The following is a 22,914-nucleotide window of genomic DNA, read 5'->3' as shown; positions in this document are numbered from 1 at the left end:
TTATTTATTTTATTTTTACGTTGAAAGGATTTAACATGGCATTTTACGATTTATCAAAAGAAGAACGCAACGTTTTGGTCGAAAACATCAATCAAGAGATTGCAAGTGATTTGTCTTTAGGCAAGACTAAACATATTGTAAAGTATTTTTCAGATGAAGACACATATATAAGAAAAACGGGGTATTTAGCCATTGGAAAATTATTTTACTCCAAACCTGAATTGAAACAAAAAACACTTCTAACTTTAAAAGAACTATTACATTCTAAAACTGATAAAGTAAGACAAACTGTTGTAAACGCTGCTGGCGAAATTGGTAAGTTTCATTTTGAAAAAGTACAGCATTTTTTTGATACTGGATTATTTGATGCACACCACTCTGTTAGAAACGCTGTAATTGGATCCATTAAAAAAATGGGAGAAAAAATCCAATTCCAGTTTTAGCCTGGGCAAAAACCTATTTAAAACATCCTGATAAAGAGATTAGACGCGAAATTTGTCATGGAATCGAGCTTCGGGGTCGTACACACCCTCAAGACATTTTACCTTTATTAAAGGCATTAGAATTTGATGAAACTAAACGAGTTTCTGACACTTTAATCCATGTTTTAGGACAAATTGCTTATAAAAATGGTTGTTTGAAAACCGTTGTTGCTCATCTCAATACTTGGAAAAACAAAGATTTAGTTACAAAAGCTTTAGATGAAATTGTTGATGTACACAATCGTTATAAAAAGTTTGCTGTTTTAACACAGCAAGAGGCTATTGATTTTATTGATAAAAATTATGTTCAGTAAACTAAAACCTTAACTCCTTCTGCAACTGCTCATAAGCAGCTTGCACTTGTCTAAATTTTTCTTCGGCACCTTTTTGGTGTTCTTTACCTAGATGGATCACTTTATCTGGATGGTATTTTTTTGCCATTCTTCGGTACGCTTTCTTAATTTCATCTACGGTAGCGCTTTTATCTATTTCTAAAATTTTATAGGCATTGTCTCTGCTATTATAAAACATGGCTTTTATACTTTCGTAATCGCGAGAACTAATACCTAAATAACCTGCTATGGTATATATTTGGCGTTCTTCATCTTCAGTAACTGTTCCATCGGCTTTAGCAATTCCAAATAAAAAATGCATCAATTGTAAACGCGATGCATGATCCATCATTTGACGAATTTGTAAACATACTGGACGAACTGATACATTTTGCTTACTAATCCCTTTAAAAAGTTTAAAAGCATGATTAGCACGTTCTTTACCATACATATTTAAAAACTGCTGACGCACAAAATCTAATTCACGCTGGTCTTGCACACCATCTGCTTTTATAACTACCGATGCTAACACCAATAAACTAACCTCAAAATCTCCCGATTGTGTTTGAGGGCGTTGTCTTGGCTGTGTTCTATAAGTTTTTCTTCTGCCACGAGATTGCCCTTGTTCTAAAAACGGACTATCCTTTCCATCTGCCATTGCATCAATAACACTTCCTAGTGCTAAACCAATTATTGCGCCAATTGGCCCGCCAAACGACCAACCTAAAGATGCTCCTATCCATTTTGAAAACCCCATGTAAGTATAAATTTTAATTATGACCAAATATAATATTTGTTAGTTGATTGATTCACAATTTTGTTACACAATTGGTATCTTTGTAATTCAAAAATGTTAATTATTAAAATTTAAAAATATGTATCCAGCAGAATTAGTAAAACCAATGCGTGAGGATTTAACCAATGTTGGTTTTGAAGAATTACAAACTGCCGAAGCGGTTAATACTGCTTTAGCAAAAGAAGGTACTACTTTGGTTGTTGTAAATTCAGTTTGTGGTTGTGCCGCAGCCAATGCAAGGCCAGGTGCTAGAATGAGTTTACAAAATGCAAAACGACCAGACCACATCACTACTGTTTTTGCAGGAGTTGATAGAGAAGCTGTTGATGCGGCTCGTGCGCAAATGATTCCATTTCCTCCAAGTTCGCCATGTATGGCATTGTTTAAAAATGGGGAATTGGTGCACATGTTAGAGCGTCATCATATTGAAGGTAGACCTGCTGAACTTATTGCAGAAAACTTAATGGATGCTTATAACGAGCATTGTTAATAAGCCTCTCTTCTAAACCTACTCTCAAAAAGAAAAGAGGGAACTGGACTAATAAAATACTAAACCACGATTTTGTCGTGGTTTTTTTATGTCTTTTTGTTTCATTAAGTTAATTTTGTATCATGGTAAAACTCTTGTCCTACCCAATATCGGTTATTTACTATATTTTTTTGGATTAACATTAGTCGTGTTCCATCCTATCCAATGGATTTGTTTTAATCTTTTTGGACAACAAGTGCATCAAAAAAGTGTATACGCCTTACAATTTGCTTTAATGCGATGTGCAAACATACTAGGAACACGTTTCTCTTTTGATAATCTGCATAACATAGAAAAAAACCGACCTTTAATAATTGTTACAAACCATCAAAGTTTACATGATATCTATCCCTTAACTTGGTATATGCGAAAACATAGTCCAAAATTTATAAGTAAGATAGAATTAGGAAAAGGCATACCAAGCGTATCCTATAATTTACGACATGGAGGTGCTGCTTTGATAGATAGAAAAAATCCGAGACAATCATTACCAGCTCTAATGAAATTTGGAGAATATATTGAAAAGAATAACTATGCTGCTGTTATTTTTCCTGAAGGCACCAGAAGTAAAGATGGCATACCAAAACGCTTTCAAACTAAAGGATTAGAAATTTTATTTAAAAAAATCCCATCGGCGATAATTGTACCTGTCACGATAAATAATTCATGGAAGATGTTGCGTTATGGAAAATTCCCAATGGGCTTGGGTAATCATCTAAAATTTACCGTACATAAACCTTTAGAATTGGCTATATTTGTTAATAGGCAGGAGTTAATTGATACAATTGAATCCATTATAACTAAACATATAGAACATTAAAATAGTTAAGATATGTCTTTAAAGAACAAGAGATTAGAGGTGATGCAGTTTTTGGAAAAAGACGTAGATGCCTTAATGGAAAAATACCTAATTCCTATTGATAGTATTTGGCAACCCACAGATTTTTTACCTAATTCTGAAGTTACCGATGCTGCCTTTTTTGAAGAGATCAAAGAAATTAGAGAACTTGCTAAAGATTTACCATATGATTTTTGGGTGGTTTTAGTGGGCGATATGATAACTGAAGAAGCATTACCAACCTACGAATCATGGTTGATGGACGTGGAAGGTGTAGACCAAGTTGAGAATGGTGGAAATGGCTGGGGAAAATGGGTGCGCCAATGGACTGCTGAAGAAAACAGACACGGCGATGTTTTAAACAAATATTTGTATTTATCGGGACGTGTAAATATGAAAGAAATTGAAATAACCACACAACACCTAATTTCTGATGGTTTTGATATTGGTACAGACAGAGATCCTTATAAAAACTTTGTTTATACCAGTTTTCAAGAGCTAGCCACTTATATTTCTCATAATCGTGTGGCAAAAATTGCGAAAGAAAAAGGAAATAAGCGTTTATCAAAAATGTGTAAAATTATTTCTGGTGATGAAATGCGTCACCACAAAGCTTATTCTGAGTTTGTAGAACGTATTTTTACTGTAGACCCCAGCCAAATGATGATGGCGTTTCATTATATGATGAAACAAAAAATTACCATGCCTGCTCACTTTTTAAGAGAATCTGGAGGAGAAACAAGTACTGCTTTTGAAGAATTTTCAAATACTGCACAACGTATTGGTGTTTATACCTCAACCGATTATGTTGATATTTTACAAAAACTAATTGAGCGTTGGGAGATTGATAAAATTACAGGGTTAAATGATGAAGCTGAAAAAGCTAGAGATTATTTAATGAAGTTACCTGCCAGAATGTATCGTTTATCTGAACGCATGAAGATTCCTGAAAATTCGTATCAGTTTAAATGGGTTACACCAGCAGTTGCAAAATAGAAACACAAAAAAATAAAACATTATAAATAAATTCCTTTCTAAATCCTGAAAGGAATTTTTATTTTTACTAAATGCATACTTCCGAATACACCATAGACAAAACCATACAATTTGTAAAAGAAACTTTAGCTTATGCAGAAGGCGGACACGACTGGTTTCATATAGAACGTGTTTATAAAAACAGCTTATTAATTGCAAAAAAAGAACCTGTTAATACGTTTATAGTAGCTTTAGGTGCATTGTTACACGATATTGCTGATAGTAAATTTCATGATGGTGATGAAACCGTTGGTCCCAAAATAGCTCGAGAGTTTTTATTTAAATTGAATGTAGACTCCTCTATTATTGAGCACGTCATACAAATTATTGAAAATATTTCTTTTAAAGGAGGGTATGAAGCGCAAAAATTTAAATCGCCAGAGCTAGATGTAGTTCAAGATGCAGATAGACTTGATGCCATTGGTGCTATTGGTATTGCTAGAACATTTAATTATGGAGGCTTTAAAAACAGAGCGATTTACAATCCTGAAATCACTCCAAATTTAAATATGACTAAGGAAGAGTACAAATCATCAACTGCGCCTACCATCAATCATTTTTACGAAAAACTATTATTGCTAAAAAACAAAATGAATACCAAAACAGGTAAAAGACTTGCTGAACAACGCCATGAATTTATGGAATTGTTTTTAAATCAGTTTTATGGTGAATGGGAAGGTAACCTTTAGCACAAATTGAATTTTACTTTGAGACAAGGATTATTTGAAAAAGTGATACTTTTTTAACCATTATCAAAATCACTAAAAGAGGAACAAAACCCCCTCTTAATCATTCTAAAACAGTACAAAATCATGAATAAAATCTTAAATTTATCCTCATATAATGAGTTAGCATACATTTAAGAAAAGACCTAACAACGAATGAAAACAGGAATAATAATTGGAATTTTAGTAGTAATCGGAATTATATACTTCGTCACCAAAAATAAAAACGGAAATAGTCAAATTATACAAGTCGCTAAACAAATTCAACTTGCGGAATTGGAATCTGTTATAACACAATTGTTAGAAGGAAAATTGGAATATGACTTTTTCGGAATAACATCTGACGGAGTTGATTGTATTTATTTTGCTCATGATAATGGGAAAATAAATATTGAATTTGAGGTTATGACAAAAGATCAAAAACCTTATATTGAAAAGATTACAAGTTTTTCGGATAAGAATAACTTTAGTTTGATTAAAACGACTTACGGAAATAAACCTCATTACTCTGAATTAAAAGAAGCACCTGTTTATAAACTTGAATTAAATGCTGATAAAGATAAAGCGACTGAAATCGGAAGAGAAATAATGACCATAATATTCAACAAAAACGGAACGACAAAATTTGACGTAGTTCCATAAGAAATAAAAAAAGTATGCTAACACCGTGAAAAAATCGAAATTTCAATTAAAATCACACATTCCATTGAACACAAAAAAAGAAGAATTTGAATATGTTTATGTTGAGAATGATGGTACTGTACGTGAATTAGATAATGAAGAAATAGAATATTTACAGACTGAATTTGAACCTACCGACGGAGCTAGACCCTATATTAAAAGTCATTATGAAAATTTAACTCCTAATAGCAAAATTGTTGGGTTTCTAAAAAGAAATAAAGTTCCAAACAATATTGAAATAATAGAAACTAACCTAAGATATTCAGAAGTTGGCTTACCAATTAATATTTGTGACTCTAACCAAATCATAGAACTACACACAGGAATGTTTAGTGTTAAGGCTTTTGAAGGTTGGGATGTAATTGTTGGAGATTTTACATTTTCTCTTAAAAACATAAAAAATGGAAGAATAATAAATCCTCAATATACCTCTTGGACTGCTCAATCTTATGAACTTGGAATAATGGCAAAAAAGATTATGACTCTTGACATTCCAGAGCGAGGAAACTACTTAATTGAATTTAAGAATCAAGATAATCTGAAAATTTGGAAAGCTAATTTGCCTTTTATTTATAGATTGTTCAGACATCCAATACCAAAACAGGATGTTCAAATTATAATCAATTAAACTACATTGCTGCTACTTGCCTACTTGGTTTCCTTTTGCTAAATTAGTTGTGTGACACTCGCAATTTTCCATACACAAAAACGTAAGCTGCAATTAAATTATCACTATCAAAATGCATATAGTTACTAGAAAATCTGAAGTTATAGAGTATCTGCATAGTTGTATTTCAGCCTATCAAGAAAAAGGAGTATCAGCATGTGTATTGGAACTTAATAACCAAATACTAAACAAAAAAGTAAAATTTCCTCTACTCGAATTTTGTGCACATGAATTATCTCAAAAAATAAAAGAAAGTGAGCAAATTTTATTGTGTGATAAAATAGAAGCTTTAAAAACAGAGGGTGGTAATGTTATTCTAGGCATCATGCTCCAAAATAGACTAGAAAATCACTTTCAGGAATCTATTGACAAGATTACTGAATACACCTCAAAAGCCAATATTTGGTATGTATGTGATATAATTGGCGAAAGAGCCTACGGATATGCATTGTTACACTACCCTGATAAAACCATCCCTGAGATAAAAAGACTTTCCAAGCATTCAAAGATTTGGGTATTACGGTCATTGGGTGCTGGAGTCCATTATGCTGTTAGAAAAGGATTGGACAAGCAAAATGTGGCGACTGTATTTTTAATTCTAATTACAATGGCCAATACTAAAGAGAAAGAAATACGACAAGGAATTGGTTGGGCAGCAAAAACTACGGCAAGATTCCACCCTGATATTATTGAACAATACCATTCGGAAATTCACAACCAAGAAAAAGTGTCCAATTGGTTCAGAAGAAAAATTTTTATAGGTCTTGAAAGACATAAGTATGCCAAAAGAAATTCAGGTTAAATCTGTCTTAAACAAGACAAAGAAAAGAGACAAATGGTTTCTAGATGACTATACCTTCAACCCGTATAGTAGTTGCTCATTTAATTGCCTGTATTGCTATATAAGGGGGAGTAAGTATGGTTTTAACTTAGAGCAAAGTTTGTCTGTCAAAACAAATGCTATTGAATTATTAGATAAACAATTGGCAAACCGAGCAAAGAAAAAGCAATATGGAATAATAGTACTTTCCTCAGTTACTGACCCATATCTTCAAATTGAGAAAAAATATCGGATGACACAGCAGGCTTTAGAAGTAATTCATAAGCACAGGTTTCCAGTACATATTATTACAAAGTCAGATATGATAGTACGTGATTTTGGACTATTGAAAGAAATAGAAAGAGATGCTATTCTACCTTCAGATTTATCCCAACTGAAAAAAGGAGTAATAATTAGCTTTTCTTTCTCAACAATACAAGACAAAATAGGAAAAATATTTGAACCAGGAGCTACTTTACCAAGCCAAAGAATAGCTGCTATTAAAGATACTATCAATCAAGGATTTCTTACAGGTGTATGTTTGATGCCATTAATCCCATACATCTCTGATACGACAGAACAACTGAATCAATCATTTTCTTTATTCAAAAAGATTGGTATTGACTACGTTTTCCCTGCGACCATCACTTTATTTGGTAACGGAAAAGCTGATAGTAAAACATTGATGTTAAATGCAATAAATAAGCACTATCCTGAACTAATAAAAAAATACGAAAAGTTCTTTACTACAAACAACCAAATGCCTCATTATTATCGTGAAGCATTTCGTAAAAAAATGAATGAACTTTGCGAAGAATATGGACTAAATAATGATATACTAAAAGCAGCAGCTAACAAGGTATGTTAATCGCTTCTCTAGAGTTTTATTGTATATTTATACAGTTCATCGAGAACTCCAAAATTAAAAAACTAACAACTAGGTGTATAATAAATGAGGCGAGATTAAGGCTCCTCGTTAGGCGCGCATCACTCACATACACATATGGAAGGTTGTAAGTCATTAAACCCTATGAATACGATTAAAGCCGAGTTTGATAAAATAAGCGGATTTGAATTCTCAAAAACTGATTATGAAATAATGTTATCGGAATTCAAAAAACATTATCTAATAGAAAAAACGAATTGGGAAAAACGGAATCCGGAATTTAAACAGAAATTACCGTTTGAAAAATAACGAACTCACAACAATGTCTATAAGTAATAGCTGTAAAAGTGCAAAATTTAAAATAAGCCATTTTGACTTTAAAACAAACTTACAAACAAGTGCGTTAGGGATTGCAGAGAAAAGCCCACAGCCCGACCCTTTAGGGTAACGCCCAAATAAAAAACACTCTCTACTGAATAATATGTTTTATCTCTTTTCTATAACTAGAGGCGCTCTTACCTACAAATTCGTTGAATTGTTTATTGAAATGCGAAAAATTATTGAATCCGCACTCGTAACAAATATCAGCAATACTCATTTGGCTCTCGTTTAAAAGCTTTGTTGCGTGTACTACCCTATATTCGTTTACCAATTGTGTAAAGGTTTTACCGGTAGTTTTCTTGAAATATCTACAAAATGCTGGCACCGTCATACTTACTTTATCTGCAATCTCTACTAAAGTGATATGCTCTTGAAAGTTTGCATTTATGTATTTATATATGGTGTTAATTTTATCACTGTCTTGCGGATTGGTTTCAAAAGCAATACCATCGGCATTTAAAACATCGTAATCTTCTGTATTTGCTAGGTAATCTAAAATCTCTAGGAATAAAACAATACGTCTTAAACCATCAACTTCTAAAAGTTTATCAATTTTAGGACCTATTACCTTTTTAGTGTCAACTTTAAATCTAATACCTTTTTTTGCACGTGTAAATAACGACGAAACGTTCGTCATTTCTGGAACGTTTACAAAGTGGTTTCCTAAAAAATTAGATTTAAACTGTACTGTGGTTTCAGATCCATTGGCTGTTAACCTATCTGTAAAACCATTATGAGGCAAATTAGCACCTATTAAAATTAACTGACTATTATTAAAATAAGAGAGATGATTCCCTATATGTGTTTTCCCTTGACCTTTATTAACATATATAAGCTCTAATTCAGGATGAAAATGCCAAAAGGCATTATTTTTATCCACTTTTTCTAAATGTTGCTTTACTAATATAGAGCTTCCAAAGCTTGGGGACAGCTTTTCTAAAGTAGGTTTCTTAAGTATCATACTGTAAGCAATTTATAATGCAAATTTACTATTTATTATGCATACATTATATATGTAATTACCTTAAATGTATGCTATATTAACTTAACATTGAGTTAACATAGAATTAACAGATAAAATAGCATATAAATTGGTCAAAACTGATGTTTTCTACCACGTATATCGCACATATCTTTGTAGTGTAAAACGTTACAAAACCCAAATATTATGAAAAACGTATTTAACACCTCAAAAAAAGGAATCTTAATGGTAGCAATATTGGCTATGGTTACAGGTTTCGCGAATGCATCTGATAATAATAGTATTAAAGATGCTAAAAAAACAGCTATTACCTTAGTAAATGTAAAACAAGGAAATCTTTTAACTATTAAAGATACTTACGGTATCATTCTTTACAAAGAACAAATTAAGGAAGAAGGTATCTACTCTAAAGGATTTGATTTGTCTGCATTACCAAATGGTGAGTATGTTGTAGAGCTTGACAAAGACGTAGAGATTAAAACCATCCCTTTTACTGTAGCACAAAACAAAGTTGTATTCAACAAAGCAAAAGAAACAACATTTTTTAAGCCAGTAACAAGAGTTGAAGATGGTCTTGTTTATGTTTCTAAATTAGCCTTAGATCATGAAAATTTAAAAGTATCTATTTATTTAGAAGGAGAAGGTTATGCTTCTACTAATTATGAGTTGGTTTACACAGAAAATATAGAAGAAGCTAAAAGTTTAGAGCGTATCTATAAATTATCAAAAGAAGGAAATTATAAAATAATATATTACTCTGAAGGTAGAGTATTTACAGAATTCATTAATAATTAATTTTAATGTCTTATTTAGTTTAGTTGGTTAAAGTGGGCTGTGGTGGCCCACTTTTTTTGTGCTTATTTTTTTGGCTTAACCACAAGGGTCGGGCTTTCCGCTATATCTTTTTAAAGTGTCACTACTAAGAGTAAGCAAAGTAGTAATTTGTTAAGTTAAAGTTCAAAACTTATATTTCTTAGCTATTTTAATTTTAAAAAGGATGCCGCTGCAACCCCTAACGCGGGTTAGTCCGTAATTTTCAGTTTTCAATCAAAAATATTTTCTATATATAAATGTGTAATATTAACCACTCACTATAGAGGATTTACTTTACAATAAAATAACATAAATTTAATAGATAATTTAGCACATATATTAGTCAAAATCAATGAGTTATGTTTTAAAAATCCATTATATATTTGACCTATAAAACGTTAATAAATCCAAATCATGAAAAACGTAATGAACAACTCAAAAAAAGTATTTTTAATGGTAGCTCTATTGGCTACGGTTATTGGATACGCAAATGACAGCAAATCATTTTCAATTTCTAAAAATGATGCTAACAGAACCACACTTACTTTAAACAATGTAAAAGTAGGTAACCTTTTTACAATTAAGGACGAAAATGGAATTACACTATATAAAGAGTCAATTCAAAAATCGGGAATTTACACCAAAGGATTTGATCTTACGGCACTTCCTAACGGCGATTACTCTTTTGAAATTGATAAAGATATGGAGGTAACCTCTATACCTTTTAAAGTAGTAAATCACGAAGTAACTTTTAACAAAGCACTTTCTAAAACTACTTTTAAACCAGTAACAGTTGTAAAAGAAGATTTAGTATTAGTATCACAACTTTCATTAAACAAAACACCTCTTGAAATTGAGATATATTACGATGGTGGAAGTTACACAGAATCCTATCAACTAATACATTCTGAATCAATAAGTGGTATCAAAAACATTGAAAGAGTCTATAAACTATATGACTTAGAAAAAGGTAGTTTTAAAATTATTTATAGAACTGAAGGGAAACAATTTGTAGAATTTATTTAAGAAATTAAACTTTTAGAAAAAGCGGGCTAAAATGCCCGCTTTTTTTATTGAGAAACTAAACTTTATTATATTAATCTAATTTAGGTGTTCGTTTTTCATCCATACGTTTCATTGCATTTACTTCATAAACACGTTTAAGCATGAACATAGGGCGTTCTAATTCTCCTTCCCATCTCCATAAAGTTTTAAACATATCTCTAACTTTTTCTGGGTACTTATAGGCCAAATTATTACTTTCGGTAATATCATCTTTAATGTTATAAAGTTCTGCTGGTCTATCAGGATAGCGTAACATTTTCCATTTGCCTTGACGTATTACGCCTCTATTCTCTTTTTTCCAAAATAAAGATTGATGCGGTTCTGCGTTATTTTTACCAGTCACAAAAGGTATTAAATCTACACCATCTATGCCTTCTATTTTTGATGCATCTCCTCCTGCTAAATTTACAAATGTAGGTAGTAAATCTAACATACTAATTGATTTATTATAAGTGGTTCCAGCTTTTAAAACCGATGGTAATTTCATAATAAATGGCACTCTAATTCCGCCTTCAAGATGGTTAGATTTACAGCCACTTAAAGGATAATTACTTGTAAGAGTTCCATCTGGCCCACCATTATCATTAGAAAAAACGATTAGTGTGTCATTCTCTAATCCAAGTGCTTTTAGTTTATTTAATATCATGCCGCAGGCTCTATCTAAAGCAATATTCATAGCAGCCAATATTTTACGCTTTCCAGTTAATCCTTTCACTTTAGCTAAATCTTTAGGAGTTGCATGGAGTGGACTGTGAACTGCATTGAATGACATATACATAAAAAATGGTTTCTTTTTATTGCGATCCATAAAATCACAAGCAGCAGTAGCTAAATCATCAGTAAGGTATTGTTCAGGTTCTTTATAATTTTTGAAACCTATTTCTAATCTGTTTTCTGGTCTATCAAAAGCCTGACGTTGTGTTAAAGGGAAAAACTTCTGGCCCCTCCACGAAAACCATAAAACTCATCAAACCCTCTATGTAATGGATGATATCTATCAGCATTTCCCAAATGCCATTTTCCTAAAACTATAGACGTGTAACCCAATTTTTTAAGATGATTTGCAATGGTCTTTTCATTTAGTGGTAATCCCATTTCATCTCCCATATCTTTGGAGCTAGCACTCATATATCCAGGTACATTATTTTCTTCATAACCAAACCGCTGCTGATATTTTCCTGTAATAAATCCTGCTCTAGAAGGCCCGCAAACAGCAGCTGTGGTATAGGCCTGTTTAAAAACTACACCATCTGATGCTAATTTATCTAGGTTTGGAGTTTTAAATGTTTTACTGCCTTGAAACCCAAAATCATGATATCCAGCATCATCAGCAAAAAGAAAAATGATGTTTTTCTTTTTATGCTGTGCAAATAATGAGTTTCCAAACAGAAGACATACAATAGTTGTTATTGAAACAAAGGATTTTAAGGTCATAAAGTATAAATTAAAATGTTTTACAATCTAATAAAACTGTTACAGATTTTAAAACTTAAAACAAGCTTAACTGACCATCTTTAAATTTTTCATGCAAATCACAATTGAGTTTAGGCATCGTTTTATCCTTGAAATATTTTAGTTTCGCTAATTTTATAAGATCATTTATTTGCTTTGCAATATTACCTTCTCCACGCATTCTCGTGCCATATCTAGAATCATTTAAAGTCCCACCATGGCAACTCTCAATTTGATGTAGTACTTTTTCCGCCTTATCGGGCATTGTTTTTTTTATCCAATCCGTAAAAATTTCTCCAATAGCGCCATTAAGTCTTACGATTGTATGCCCTATAGAAAGGGCTCCGTTATCTAATGAAGCTTTGGCTAATGATAAAATTTCATGACTGTTTATTGATGGTATTATTGGTGCAATCATCACATTTACAGGAATTCCATTTTCGCTTAAAGTTTTTACAGTTTCTAATCGCTTTATAGTAGTTGCTGTTCTGGGTTCTAAAACTCGCCTAGTATCTTCAGATAGTGATGTGATAGATATATTAGCACCAATTAAGTTATCTTTTGCCAATGCTTTTAGCAATTCTAAATCATCTAGAATTCTAGAATTTTTTGTGATAATACCAACCGGATGCTTGTATTTTAAGAATACTTCTAAACATTGTCTTGTAATTCTATATATTTTTTCAGCTGGCTGGTAACAATCTGTATTTCCAGACATTATAATAGGATACGCTTTCCAACTTTTCTTTTTTAAATGAGCTTCCAATAACTTTGGAGCATCTTTTTTTACTAAAATGCGTCTTTCAAAATCTAACCCCGCACTATAACCCCAAAACTCATGCGTATTTCTAGCATAACAGTAAATACAACCATGTTCACATCCTTGGTAAGCATTCATAGAATACCCCATACCAACATCTGGACTCTTCACTTTGTTAACTATTGTTTTAGGAAAAACTTCAAGGTATTTTGTCTTATTTTTATCAGCTTGTTCGCCTTCTTTTTGGCAGTATTCTAAAAAATCGTCACGCATTTCATGACTTAATTCGAAGAAACGATTAGGGACGTTTAGCTGAGCGCCACGTCCTTTTATGGCAGGTTTTGGGGACATACTAGTAAAATTAAAGGTTGAATGCTTTTATTGAAGCTCTTTAAAATTAGTTATTATTTCTATTGAAAAATGTTAAAAGAAAAACGGGTTATTAACAAAAAGGGAAATCTAAATTTAATCTTCTTTAAATCAATAAAGCTGAAGGAAATAAGTAAATTTAGCATTATGGTTGTTCAAGTATTTTCTTTTTACGCTAAAAGACAAAACCTATACTAACTACTACAAAACTAATCTTAAATTAAGTTTTCTTTACATCAAATTATCATAACCAATACATATGAAATCATCTTACCAAATTAAAACTGTGCTCTTTTTCTTTATTATTGCTGTTTTTATAGCTTGTACAAGTAACAAATCAACTACAGATAAAAATGAAGCAGAAACAACATCAAACGTCGTTGAAAAAGGTGGTATTAAGAGTATTGATACAAAACACACTATTGTTAAAGTTAGAATTGCAAAGAAAGATGGCAAAAATTATATAGTTGGAAGTAGTCATGAAGGCAAGTTACTAGGTATTGATTACAACGGAAAAACACTTTGGGAAAATAACCTTTCAGGCTTTTTGAATCAAGACGTGTGGTGTCAAGACATTAACGGCGATGGTAATGATGAAATTTTAGCAGCAAACTCAGATGGTACACTTTACTGTTTGAATGAAAATGGTGAAATGTTATGGAAATTTAAAAAGAATGAAGCACCAATGTATACGGTTACCGTAATACATAAAGATAAAACGCCTTACGTAGTTTGCGGTGGTTTCGATAAAAACGTCTATTATCTCTCTTCAAAAGGTGAACTTGTTAAAACATTAGCTTCTTCTACTTATTCCAAAGAAAAATTTGGAAAAACAGGTGGTAAGCCAAAAACACATCTTGCTAACTTTTTAAGAGTTGCAAAACAAGCTGATGGTTCTGAGCATTTATTGGTTGCAACTTCAGTTAACTCCATGCAGCACAAAGGGGCTATTTACTTCTTTGAAGCTTTGGCTGACAAGCCTTATGAAAGGATTGTTCTAAAAAACAAAAAACCAATTGGAGATGTAAGAGTTTCTGATTACTTCGGAAATGGAAAAGAAGAAATTTTAGCTGGTTCTTCAGCAATTTTAGCGGATATTAAAATTATGCGTTACCAATTGGCATCCAAAAAAATCAAGCTTTTGAAACTAAAAAATACCGAAGAGCATTAGGTAACAATGGTTATATAGTTACTCAAACTACTATTATTCCTCAAGGTGACAGTTATCAGTATTTTAATATGATAGGAAACCGAATCATGCTAATTTCTGGTGATTTCAAGAATATGGATGAAATTTTAACCAATAGATATGCTTACAACGATATGTGGCATGACACTAAAAATAATAAAATCGTTTTGGGTAGTGTACAAAGTGGTGGAAGCTGCATCCATGTTATTGATTATCAAAATAATAAATGGAAATCATCCTATGAAAATCTACAACCTCATGGGAAAATTCAATCTATTCTAGAAAATACTGCACAAGTAAAAAAACAAACTCAAAAGTTTAAAGCACCAACTTGGGAGCGCCAACCTAAACCCATTTATTTTGTAACTGATTTGTCAGTAAAAAAGAATAAATCGGTATCAGGACATCCTACAGCAATTGAAATTAATGCTAATTATGATTCTCCAATATTTTTAGCATCTAAATTCTTTACAACTGTTCAAGACCCAAAAGACTGGAATAGAGACACAATACCTAACGCATTTTATAGAGACCGAAGAGATAGACGTAAAAAGTACATCATGACGGAAGCCGATGTCTTGGAACAAACAACATTTATTTTTGATGACCAAAAAGGTTTAGCTATGTGGGGCGGACACGGAAACGACCCATTCTTTTATAGCCAAAGAACTAAACAAAAAATTATAGATGCTGCAAAGGGCAAAAAAACAGTTTTCATTTTTCCAGAATTAGAAAATCACTCAAAAGATTTTAAATATGTTTTAGATAAAATGCTTTTTCCACTTGCTAAATATGGTGAAGATAAAAACTTAAACATCCATTTACGATGTAAAAATATTTTCTGGCTAGGGCCAGCTCACATGCCTATGTGGTCGCGCTTACAATCTGGTGAATTTGCTGATGTTTTTGTCCCAACTATGGAAGAAACCTCAGATAAATCAATGGATTTAAGTGTAGCTGGAAGAGTTGGATATTGGCTTGGTGGCTCTGTAAATCAATGGGGTACACGTTCTATTATGGACAATGCTTCTTTTGACCGTTTACGTCAGTATTCAACTCAAAAACTACCAAATCATGCTATGCGACAAGTTATTTATGCTGCGGCGAATGGTGCAACGCATTTCAATAATTTCGCTGTTGACCAAGAATATGTTAGCGTCGTTTGGGAACTTATTGCAAAAGGCGCTTTATATGTTCCGAATAGAGATGAACTATTAAGCATTTCGCCTGTTCATTTAAGTATGGCAACTCCAGACCATCATTATTTAGTAAGCGCTAAAGTTAAAAGCACTATTGAATTTGATGAAGAAGAAGAGAAAAAACAAAATGGTATTTAGCCGTTTAAACGGAACATGGCCAGGGGCACCAGTAAATGAATGGGATTTCTCAAAATATGCTGCTAATGAAACTGAACGTCGTTTAAATTTTATTCCTGCTTACAATAATGGTTTGGTGGTTATTACTCCAGTTCAAAATGGGCCACTTGCTGAACAAAACGTACCTCGTGGAAAGCTAGTAGATAAATTGCACCCTATTTATAAAAATATTTTAAAAGAATATATTACTGATGGACGAGACTATATTTCAGTAGATGGAAAAGAAAAGTATGCTGCTGATACGTATTATAAAACCATTAAAGAAGACATTGAAAACTTAGCAAAATTATTGCCTTTAACAGTTTCTGGTGATGCAGGATGGGTTGTTGCACAAACAGATGACAAACATTTACGTTTAACTTTAGTTGATGGTGGTTATATCAACCCAAGTGACAAAGAAATTACAGTTACGTTTCATACGGCAAAACCAGCTAAAATGACTGATTTATTAAGTGGAGAAACTTTTGATTTATCAAACACAAAGGCTGTTAAAGTGAAAATTCCTTGTGGTTTATACCGTTTTATTGATATTGAATTAAACGAAAAAATTTAGACTAAAACTATAAAAACGAATCATGAATAAATTAATCAAATCACTTTTTATTTTACTGTTCCTAAACATAACAGTAAATAGCTGTGCTCAAAATAAAGAAACGCAAAAAAAACAAGCAAAGGAACAACCAAATGTTATTCTCATCATGTTAGATGATTTAAACGATAATGTTGGATTTCTGGGTGGACACGCACAAGTTAAAACGCCAAATATGGATAAATTGGCAAAACAGGGTACTGTTTTTACTAATGCACATACTAATGCACCAATTTGCGCACCATCAAGGGCTAGTTTTTTAACAGGTATTTACCCTCATGTTTCTGATAATTTTTGGTTTTATCCATGGACAGACAATAAAGTTTTAACTAGTGTAAAAACCTTACCAAAATATATGAGTGACAATGGTTACAAAAGTTTTGGAACAGGAAAAATGATGCACCATAGAGTGGCATCTGAATGGACTGAATATGGCGTAAAAAACGATTTTGGTCCTTACCCATACAACGGAAAGGGTTATAATGGTCCAAAAGAATTTACACCACACCCATTAATGCCTATAGAATATGCTACAAATAAGAATGATGGTCTTGTAATGTCTTTAGACAAAGTGCCAAACGTTCCTGCTGATGATAAAAGCCTAGGATATAATGGTTGGTATGACCTTGCAGAAAACAAACCCTTCAGATACGTAAGTGAAGATGATAGAGATTTAATGAATGATGAATTACATGCAGAATGGGCAGTCAATAAATTAAAATCCTTAGAAAAAAACGGTACGGACAAACCCTTCTTTTTAGCAGTAGGATTTGTGCGCCCCCATACACCCTTGGTAGCACCTAAGAAATATTTTGATATGTATCCTTTGGAAACTATACAACTTCCTAAGATTAAAGAAAATGATACTGATGATACGCATTACAAATCTACTTTTCCTTTCACACCGCCATGGGCAATGCATTATGATAATTTAAAAGCAGCTTACAAAGGCGATCTTGATAAGGGCCTAAGAACATATCTTCAAGCGTATTTAGCCTGTGTTACTTTTGCCGATGAACAAGTTGGAAAAGTGTTAGATGCTTTGAATTCAAGTACCTTTAATGAAAATACTGTTGTTATTTTGGCTAGTGACCATGGCTATAATCATGGGCAAAAAGAATTTGTTTACAAGAACAATTTATGGGAAGAAAGTACAAGAATCCCGATGATTGTTAAAGTACCAAATTTAAAGCAAAGTCATGGTAAAACCATTGACCACCCTGTATCTTTAATTGATATTTTCCCGACAATTACTGATTTTTGCAATATAGATACCAGTAATATTACAGGTGATAAAGGGCAAACTTTAAGTGGTTTTAGTATGAAACCTTTTTTAGAAAACCCTGAAGCTCAAAAATGGGAAGGTCCAGATGTTGCTTTAACCGTTGTTAGAGGAATCTTTAAAAGCACCAAAGCTAGTGAGCAAAGTTATTCGGTAAGGTCTAAACGTTACCGATATATTGCTTACGTTAATGGCAAAGAAGAATTATACGACCATAAAAAAGACCCTCATGAATGGGATAATTTAGCCGAAGACAAAAAATATGATGACGTTAAAGCGAAATTAAAAGGACAAATGAAGGATTTGCTAAGTAAGTAGGTGTTTTAAATTTATTGAGGATTAAAGAAAATATTATTTTCCTGGAAAATCAGCCTTACGCTTTTCTAAAAAAGCTGTGGTTCCTTCATAAAAATCGTCGGTGCCAAAACAATTTCCAAATTCGGCAATTTCAGTTTGAAACCCGTTTACACCATCCTTAAAATTAGCATTAATTGCATTTATTGCAGATGCAATTGCTACTGAAGAATTGCGTGTGATTTTTGTTGCTATTTTTTCGCAAAGTGGAATTAATTCTTCCAAAGTTGTAACATGGTTTACCAAACCGTAGTTTAAAGCTTGATTGGCATCAATCATACCAGCCGTCATAATCAGTTCCATGGCTCGACCTTTACCGACTAATTGCGGTAATCGTTGTGTACCACCATACCCAGGAATAACTCCCAATGATACTTCAGGCAAACCTAGTTTTGCATTATCGCTAGCCACTCTAAAATGACATGACATTGCTAATTCCAAGCCGCCGCCAAGTGCAAAACCATTGATAGCAGCTACAACTGGAGTTTTTAGGTTCTCAACAAAATCGAATAATAATTGTTGTCCGTTTGCTGCCAAATGCGTGCCTTCTTCAACACTAAAATCTGCAAATTCACTAATATCTGCTCCAGCAACAAAGGCTTTTTCGCCACTCCCTGTAATAATAATTACCTTTGTATTTTTGTCTGCATCTGCCTCTTTGAACGCTTCATGCAATTCCTGAATCGTTTCTTGATTAAGCGCATTTAGCTTTTTAGGACGGTTGATGGTAATTGTAGAGATATTATTTTCAAAATTGACAAGTAAATTTGTAAAGCTCATGTTTTATTCTTTAAATAGCATTAATCCTTCAATATGAAACGTTTCAGATTCGTAAAATCTTAATGCAGTTTTTATAACTTTATTTGATGCATCCCGTGGGGATTTTGTGATATATCTTGCTTTAGAATTATTGAGATTAACTGTGAATTCAGAGGTGGAATCTGAATCCTTAACATAAAAATACACTAATTTACCTTTTAATGTCCAAGCCCCTTTTCCGTAATAATTTTCTTCAGGATTAGCTTCGCCTTCAAGGTCTCTTAAAAAATGATACAAAAATGTACCATCTGGATTTAATTTCAATGTCCATTTTATAATTGCACCATCATCTCTTAGTTGTAAACTTCCTCTCGAGTAAGTTCCAGATTGCCCACACACTATTAAACTTGATAAAAAAACAAAAATTAAAATTACTTTTCTCACTATATCTCTTTTAATTGCCTTTTGGAAATTCAACTTTAAAAACGGTTCCTCTATCTTTTTCAGTAGTAAACGAAATAGCACCTTTATAGGTTTCTACTATATTTTTAACCATTGCTAAACCAAGCCCCATGCCACTTGTTTTAGTCGTGAATTTAGGCTCAAAAACTTTGCTTTTATTTTCTTCAGAAACACCCGAACCATTATCGGCAACTGTTATGATAACATTATCCCCATCTTCTCCAACATTTACCAATACTTGTGGTCTTTTATCCTCAGGAATAGCCTGAATCCCATTTTTAACCAAGTTGGTAACCACTCTAATTAATTGGGTTCTATCGAACTTTGCAATTATCTCTTCGGCGTCTGAAGTGAATACAATATAATCTTCATTAAAAATATCCAATGCAAGCTTTGTAATATTAACCACATTAAGGGTTTCATTTTTTTGCGCTGGCATTTTAGCAAAGTTTGAAAATGCCGAAGCTATGGAACTCATCGTGTCTATTTGCTGAATAAGTGTTTTGCTGTATTCATCTACTTTTGTATGGATATTTTCATCTTCTGGATCGAACTTACGTTGAAAATTTTGTACCGTTAAACGCATTGGTGTTAACGGGTTTTTAATCTCGTGTGCCACTTGTTTTGCCATTTCTCGCCATGCTTGTTCGCGCTCGCTTGTTGCTAATTTTACAGCACTTTCTTCCAACTCATCAATCATACTGTTGTAAGATTCTACCAAAGTAGAAATTTCTTCACTTGAGTCTTCTATTACAATTTTCTCATTGCGCTTTTCTAATCGCGTGGTATTGATTTTATCACTAATTGTTTTTAATGATTTTGTAATGTATTTAGAGAGTAAAAAAGCAATACCAATGGCAATAATTAACACAAAAAGATAGGTAATACCAAGTCTGCCTAAAAATTCATTAAGCTCTTTTGAAAGAAAATCATCTTTCTCTAAATAAGGTAGATTTAATATAGCAAGTGGTTTAAACTTATTATCGTATACGTAGGTGTAAGACGATTGATAGGTTTCTCCGTTTTCACTTAATTTGGCTACATGCCTATGATCTGCTGTATTAGAAATAGCATTTAGTATTTCGGTTTCAATACATTTATCTTCTTCGTCTGGCTTTAAGTTGGCTTTTGAAGTGATTAATAAACTGCCTTCTAAATCGTATAAATTGATTTGAAGTTTATGAATATCTGCAATATTGCTAATTTCATCTTTGAAAATTAATGGAATATTTCTGGTTTTCACTTCCCAAGTATTTCTTCTGCTATTCAATTCTCGTCTTAAATGGGTTTGGATGTTTTGCTCTTTTCGCTCTAGCCTTTGTTTATGATAATCGGTAGTTTCTTCATTGTATTGATATATGGCTACTGCTGCAATTAGTACTGATGCTAACAATACAAGTAGAATCATTACAATAAAAATACGGGTACGTAAGGAGAGTTTTTTAGTTTCATATCCATTTGAATGCAATAAATATAGCAATTATCACACCAAAGAAGCTTAGTGTTGATTTAAAAATGAAGTTGGCGGATAGGTGCGTTAGGGGTTGAGGTATTTGTTGAAGCTCCTCGACGTAGGAGGGAGCGACTGCCGAAAGCTTCACCCCTTTTGGAGTAACGCCAAATAATTTAATTACGCGTCAGGATTTTTCTCCCTAAAACGCTTATATAGTTTGAAACCCAACATGATGAGTACGCCTAAAACAAATATGCCTGTAACTCCCCAAATCCAGTCGATGGCACTTTTTAAAATGACTAGAAAAATAACTGCGAAAAGTATAAATGTTGCGCCCTCGTTCCAGATACGCATAAAACTGGATGTTTTATTTACAATATCGTTTTGGAGTTGTTTGAAATAGTGATGGGTTTTTAAATGATAGGCAAAAAGTAAGATAATGAAGCCTAATTTTACTTGCATCCAAGGCATATAAAAAAGGTTTGGATTGATATAAAACAAACTTAAACCGAATACTAAAGCTAAAATTGCTGATGGCCATGTGATGATAAACCACAGTCGTTTTGCCATAATTTTAAGTTGTTTACCTAAAATTTCTTTTTCTGGCGAGGGTTTATGAAATGCTTCTATTTGATATACAAACAAACGCGGTATATAAAATAAGCCTGCAAACCAAGTGATGACGAATATAAGATGAAATGCTTTTAAATAAAAATATGCCATTACACGTTTAAGGGCTTTTTTAGTTGTTGTCCATTCTTTTGCCATATTAGCAATTACTTGTGCAAAATCTTCACGATCGTTTAAGCAAGGGATAACAGTAAATTCTTTTCCACCTACTTCATGAAATATTTCTTCGCCTTCCATAGCAATTTCTTCTAAAGTTTCCAGGCAATCGCTCACAAAAGCTGGTGTTACAATGGCCATTTTTTTTGTGCCTGCTTTACCCATTCGCTCTATTGTTCGGTCTGTATAGGGTTGTAACCATGGATCGAAACCAAGCCTAGATTGAAATGAAGTTGAATATTTACCGTTTTTTAAGCCTAACTTTTTTGCTACGTTTACTGTAGTAATTTCACATTGATGACGGTAACAAAATTCATGTTGTTCGCTTCCTTTTTTAAAGCAACATTTACCATCCATTTTGCAATTTCCTTTGGTAACATCACTTTTACGGATATGGCGTTCTGGAACTCCGTGGTAGCTAAACAAAATATGTTCGTAATCTAAACCTTCCAATTTTTCTACAATACTTTTTGAAAGTACATTAATGTAATCTTCTCGATTATAAAATGCTGGGGTTCTTGTTATTTTTATCTGTGGAAAATGTGCTGCAACCAATTCATCTACTTTAACATCAATAGTTTCTGTAGTTGCCATTGCAAATTGCGGATATAAAGGGATGGTTTTTATTTCTGTACAACCTTTATCCACCAATTCCTGTAGTCCTTTTTTAATGGTCATGCTTCCATACCTCATGGCTAGAGCTACTGGATATTCTAATTTTTTCTGTACTTTTTCTTGAAGTTTTTCTGAGAGTACAATTAAAGGCGATCCTTCTTCCCACCATATTTTTTTATATGCTTTGGCAGACTGTTTTGGTCGTGTATTTAGTATAATACCTTTAACTAAAAGGGTTCTAGCCCAAAGAGGAACATCTATAACTCGCTCATCCATTAAAAATTCGCCTAAGTATTTTTTAACATCTTTTGGTTCTGGACTATCAGGAGAGCCGAGGTTAACTAGTAGAATTCCTTTTTTCATAGTTATTTTTTGTTATTACAAAAATACGACACAAATTTTATAATACCTCCATAATTTTACCGTTCACTCATTG

24 protein-coding genes and 2 pseudogenes are annotated in these 22,914 nt (G+C 32.7%); 16 read left to right on the top strand and 10 right to left on the bottom strand.

The features are described from left to right. Positions 1-35: 35 nt before the first annotated feature. Together AC0L5U_RS15005 and AC0L5U_RS15000 are read left to right on the top strand one after the other, a co-directional pair. Positions 36-443, top strand: a complete 408-nt coding sequence (locus AC0L5U_RS15005) for a hypothetical protein (protein WP_473417284.1) — start codon at positions 36-38, stop codon at positions 441-443. Between the two features lie 194 nt (positions 444-637). Then, positions 638-796: a hypothetical protein gene (locus AC0L5U_RS15000; RefSeq protein WP_473417282.1), complete on the top strand. Its 159-nt coding sequence runs from the start codon at positions 638-640 to the stop codon at positions 794-796. Between the two features lies 1 nt (position 797). Here the strand turns inward: AC0L5U_RS15000 and AC0L5U_RS14995 are convergent, their stop codons facing one another. After that, positions 798-1,571, bottom strand: a complete 774-nt coding sequence (locus AC0L5U_RS14995; protein WP_473417278.1) for a TerB family tellurite resistance protein — start codon at positions 1,569-1,571, stop codon at positions 798-800. 118 nt (positions 1,572-1,689) lie between these two features. Between AC0L5U_RS14995 and AC0L5U_RS14990 the strand changes: the two genes are divergently transcribed. From AC0L5U_RS14990 to AC0L5U_RS14955, 8 genes are all read left to right on the top strand, one after another. Beyond that, complete coding sequence (locus AC0L5U_RS14990) at positions 1,690-2,100, top strand: BrxA/BrxB family bacilliredoxin (protein WP_473417271.1); 411 nt, start codon at positions 1,690-1,692, stop codon at positions 2,098-2,100. Between the two features lie 187 nt (positions 2,101-2,287). Further along, on the top strand, positions 2,288-2,959 hold the full coding sequence (locus AC0L5U_RS14985) for a lysophospholipid acyltransferase family protein (RefSeq protein ID WP_473417266.1): 672 nt from the start codon (positions 2,288-2,290) through the stop codon (positions 2,957-2,959). 12 nt (positions 2,960-2,971) lie between these two features. Further along, positions 2,972-3,973, top strand: coding sequence for an acyl-ACP desaturase (locus AC0L5U_RS14980; RefSeq protein WP_473417262.1), 1,002 nt, complete (start codon positions 2,972-2,974; stop codon positions 3,971-3,973). A 71-nt stretch (positions 3,974-4,044) separates the two neighbouring features. Next, a complete protein-coding gene (locus tag AC0L5U_RS14975) occupies positions 4,045-4,701 on the top strand; it encodes an HD domain-containing protein (protein ID WP_473417259.1) in 657 nt (218 codons plus the stop codon). 192 nt (positions 4,702-4,893) lie between these two features. Next, the gene (locus AC0L5U_RS14970) at positions 4,894-5,379 is read left to right on the top strand and encodes a hypothetical protein (protein ID WP_473417254.1); all 486 of its coding nucleotides are present in this window, start codon (positions 4,894-4,896) and stop codon (positions 5,377-5,379) included. Between the two features lie 64 nt (positions 5,380-5,443). Further along, positions 5,444-6,046, top strand: a complete 603-nt coding sequence (locus tag AC0L5U_RS14965; protein WP_473417250.1) for a hypothetical protein — start codon at positions 5,444-5,446, stop codon at positions 6,044-6,046. Between the two features lie 112 nt (positions 6,047-6,158). Beyond that, positions 6,159-6,887: a DNA alkylation repair protein gene (locus AC0L5U_RS14960; protein ID WP_473417248.1), complete on the top strand. Its 729-nt coding sequence runs from the start codon at positions 6,159-6,161 to the stop codon at positions 6,885-6,887. Further along, a complete protein-coding gene (locus AC0L5U_RS14955; RefSeq protein ID WP_473417245.1) occupies positions 6,850-7,773 on the top strand; it encodes an SPL family radical SAM protein in 924 nt (307 codons plus the stop codon). The genes AC0L5U_RS14960 and AC0L5U_RS14955 overlap by 38 nt, the downstream gene beginning before the upstream one ends. 487 nt (positions 7,774-8,260) lie before the next feature. On the opposite strand, the gene AC0L5U_RS14950 is transcribed toward AC0L5U_RS14955, so the two are convergent. After that, positions 8,261-9,133, bottom strand: coding sequence for an AraC family transcriptional regulator (locus AC0L5U_RS14950; protein ID WP_473417243.1), 873 nt, complete (start codon positions 9,131-9,133; stop codon positions 8,261-8,263). Between the two features lie 207 nt (positions 9,134-9,340). Here AC0L5U_RS14950 and AC0L5U_RS14945 point away from each other — a divergent pair, with 207 nt between their 5' ends. Both AC0L5U_RS14945 and AC0L5U_RS14940 read left to right on the top strand, forming a co-directional pair. Beyond that, positions 9,341-9,949: a hypothetical protein gene (locus AC0L5U_RS14945; protein ID WP_473417242.1), complete on the top strand. Its 609-nt coding sequence runs from the start codon at positions 9,341-9,343 to the stop codon at positions 9,947-9,949. Between the two features lie 432 nt (positions 9,950-10,381). Next, the gene (locus AC0L5U_RS14940) at positions 10,382-10,993 is read left to right on the top strand and encodes a hypothetical protein (RefSeq protein ID WP_473417239.1); all 612 of its coding nucleotides are present in this window, start codon (positions 10,382-10,384) and stop codon (positions 10,991-10,993) included. 70 nt (positions 10,994-11,063) lie between these two features. On the opposite strand, the gene AC0L5U_RS14935 is transcribed toward AC0L5U_RS14940, so the two are convergent. From AC0L5U_RS14935 to AC0L5U_RS14925, 3 genes are read right to left on the bottom strand one after another with little or no spacing between them, the layout of a single operon-like run. Next, positions 11,064-11,912 (bottom strand): sulfatase-like hydrolase/transferase, encoded by an 849-nt coding sequence (locus AC0L5U_RS14935; protein WP_473418308.1) that lies wholly within the window; start codon positions 11,910-11,912, stop codon positions 11,064-11,066. A 41-nt stretch (positions 11,913-11,953) separates the two neighbouring features. Next, on the bottom strand, positions 11,954-12,466 hold the full coding sequence (locus tag AC0L5U_RS14930; protein WP_473417237.1) for a sulfatase-like hydrolase/transferase: 513 nt from the start codon (positions 12,464-12,466) through the stop codon (positions 11,954-11,956). 55 nt (positions 12,467-12,521) lie between these two features. Continuing rightward, the gene (locus tag AC0L5U_RS14925) at positions 12,522-13,595 is read right to left on the bottom strand and encodes a PA0069 family radical SAM protein (protein WP_473417235.1); all 1,074 of its coding nucleotides are present in this window, start codon (positions 13,593-13,595) and stop codon (positions 12,522-12,524) included. Between the two features lie 277 nt (positions 13,596-13,872). On the opposite strand from AC0L5U_RS14925, the pseudogene AC0L5U_RS14920 reads away from it, so the two are divergent. The 4 genes and pseudogenes from AC0L5U_RS14920 to AC0L5U_RS14905 all read left to right on the top strand — a co-directional run. Beyond that, positions 13,873-14,951 (top strand): annotated as a pseudogene (locus AC0L5U_RS14920) (hypothetical protein); the annotation flags it as partial. Continuing rightward, positions 14,937-16,139, top strand: a complete 1,203-nt coding sequence (locus AC0L5U_RS14915; RefSeq protein WP_473418307.1) for a hypothetical protein — start codon at positions 14,937-14,939, stop codon at positions 16,137-16,139. The pseudogene AC0L5U_RS14920 and the gene AC0L5U_RS14915, both read left to right, overlap by 15 nt. Next, on the top strand, positions 16,105-16,731 hold the full coding sequence (locus AC0L5U_RS14910; RefSeq protein WP_473417234.1) for a hypothetical protein: 627 nt from the start codon (positions 16,105-16,107) through the stop codon (positions 16,729-16,731). The genes AC0L5U_RS14915 and AC0L5U_RS14910 overlap by 35 nt, the downstream gene beginning before the upstream one ends. A 22-nt stretch (positions 16,732-16,753) precedes the next feature. Further along, a complete protein-coding gene (locus tag AC0L5U_RS14905) occupies positions 16,754-18,367 on the top strand; it encodes a sulfatase (protein WP_473417233.1) in 1,614 nt (537 codons plus the stop codon). Between the two features lie 33 nt (positions 18,368-18,400). Here the strand turns inward: AC0L5U_RS14905 and AC0L5U_RS14900 are convergent, their stop codons facing one another. The 5 genes and pseudogenes from AC0L5U_RS14900 to hemH form a co-directional block, all read right to left on the bottom strand. Next, on the bottom strand, positions 18,401-19,183 hold the full coding sequence (locus AC0L5U_RS14900) for an enoyl-CoA hydratase/isomerase family protein (RefSeq protein WP_473417231.1): 783 nt from the start codon (positions 19,181-19,183) through the stop codon (positions 18,401-18,403). A gap of 3 nt (positions 19,184-19,186) precedes the next feature. Next, the gene (locus tag AC0L5U_RS14895) at positions 19,187-19,606 is read right to left on the bottom strand and encodes a hypothetical protein (RefSeq protein ID WP_473417230.1); all 420 of its coding nucleotides are present in this window, start codon (positions 19,604-19,606) and stop codon (positions 19,187-19,189) included. A gap of 10 nt (positions 19,607-19,616) precedes the next feature. Beyond that, the gene (locus AC0L5U_RS14890) at positions 19,617-21,032 is read right to left on the bottom strand and encodes a sensor histidine kinase (protein ID WP_473417229.1); all 1,416 of its coding nucleotides are present in this window, start codon (positions 21,030-21,032) and stop codon (positions 19,617-19,619) included. 222 nt (positions 21,033-21,254) lie between these two features. After that, positions 21,255-21,800 carry a CopD family protein gene (locus AC0L5U_RS14885; protein WP_473418306.1) on the bottom strand — a complete coding sequence of 182 codons (546 nt, stop codon included), beginning with the start codon at positions 21,798-21,800 and terminating at the stop codon, positions 21,255-21,257. Between the two features lie 30 nt (positions 21,801-21,830). Next, positions 21,831-22,841 (bottom strand): annotated as a pseudogene (gene hemH / locus AC0L5U_RS14880) (ferrochelatase); the annotation flags it as partial. Between the last annotated feature and the right edge of the window lie 73 nt (positions 22,842-22,914).

The organism is Jejuia sp. G7-7 (assembly GCF_055808955.1).
The sequence above is the reverse complement of the archived record's forward strand: the minus strand, read 5'-3'. Positions and strand labels throughout refer to the sequence as shown.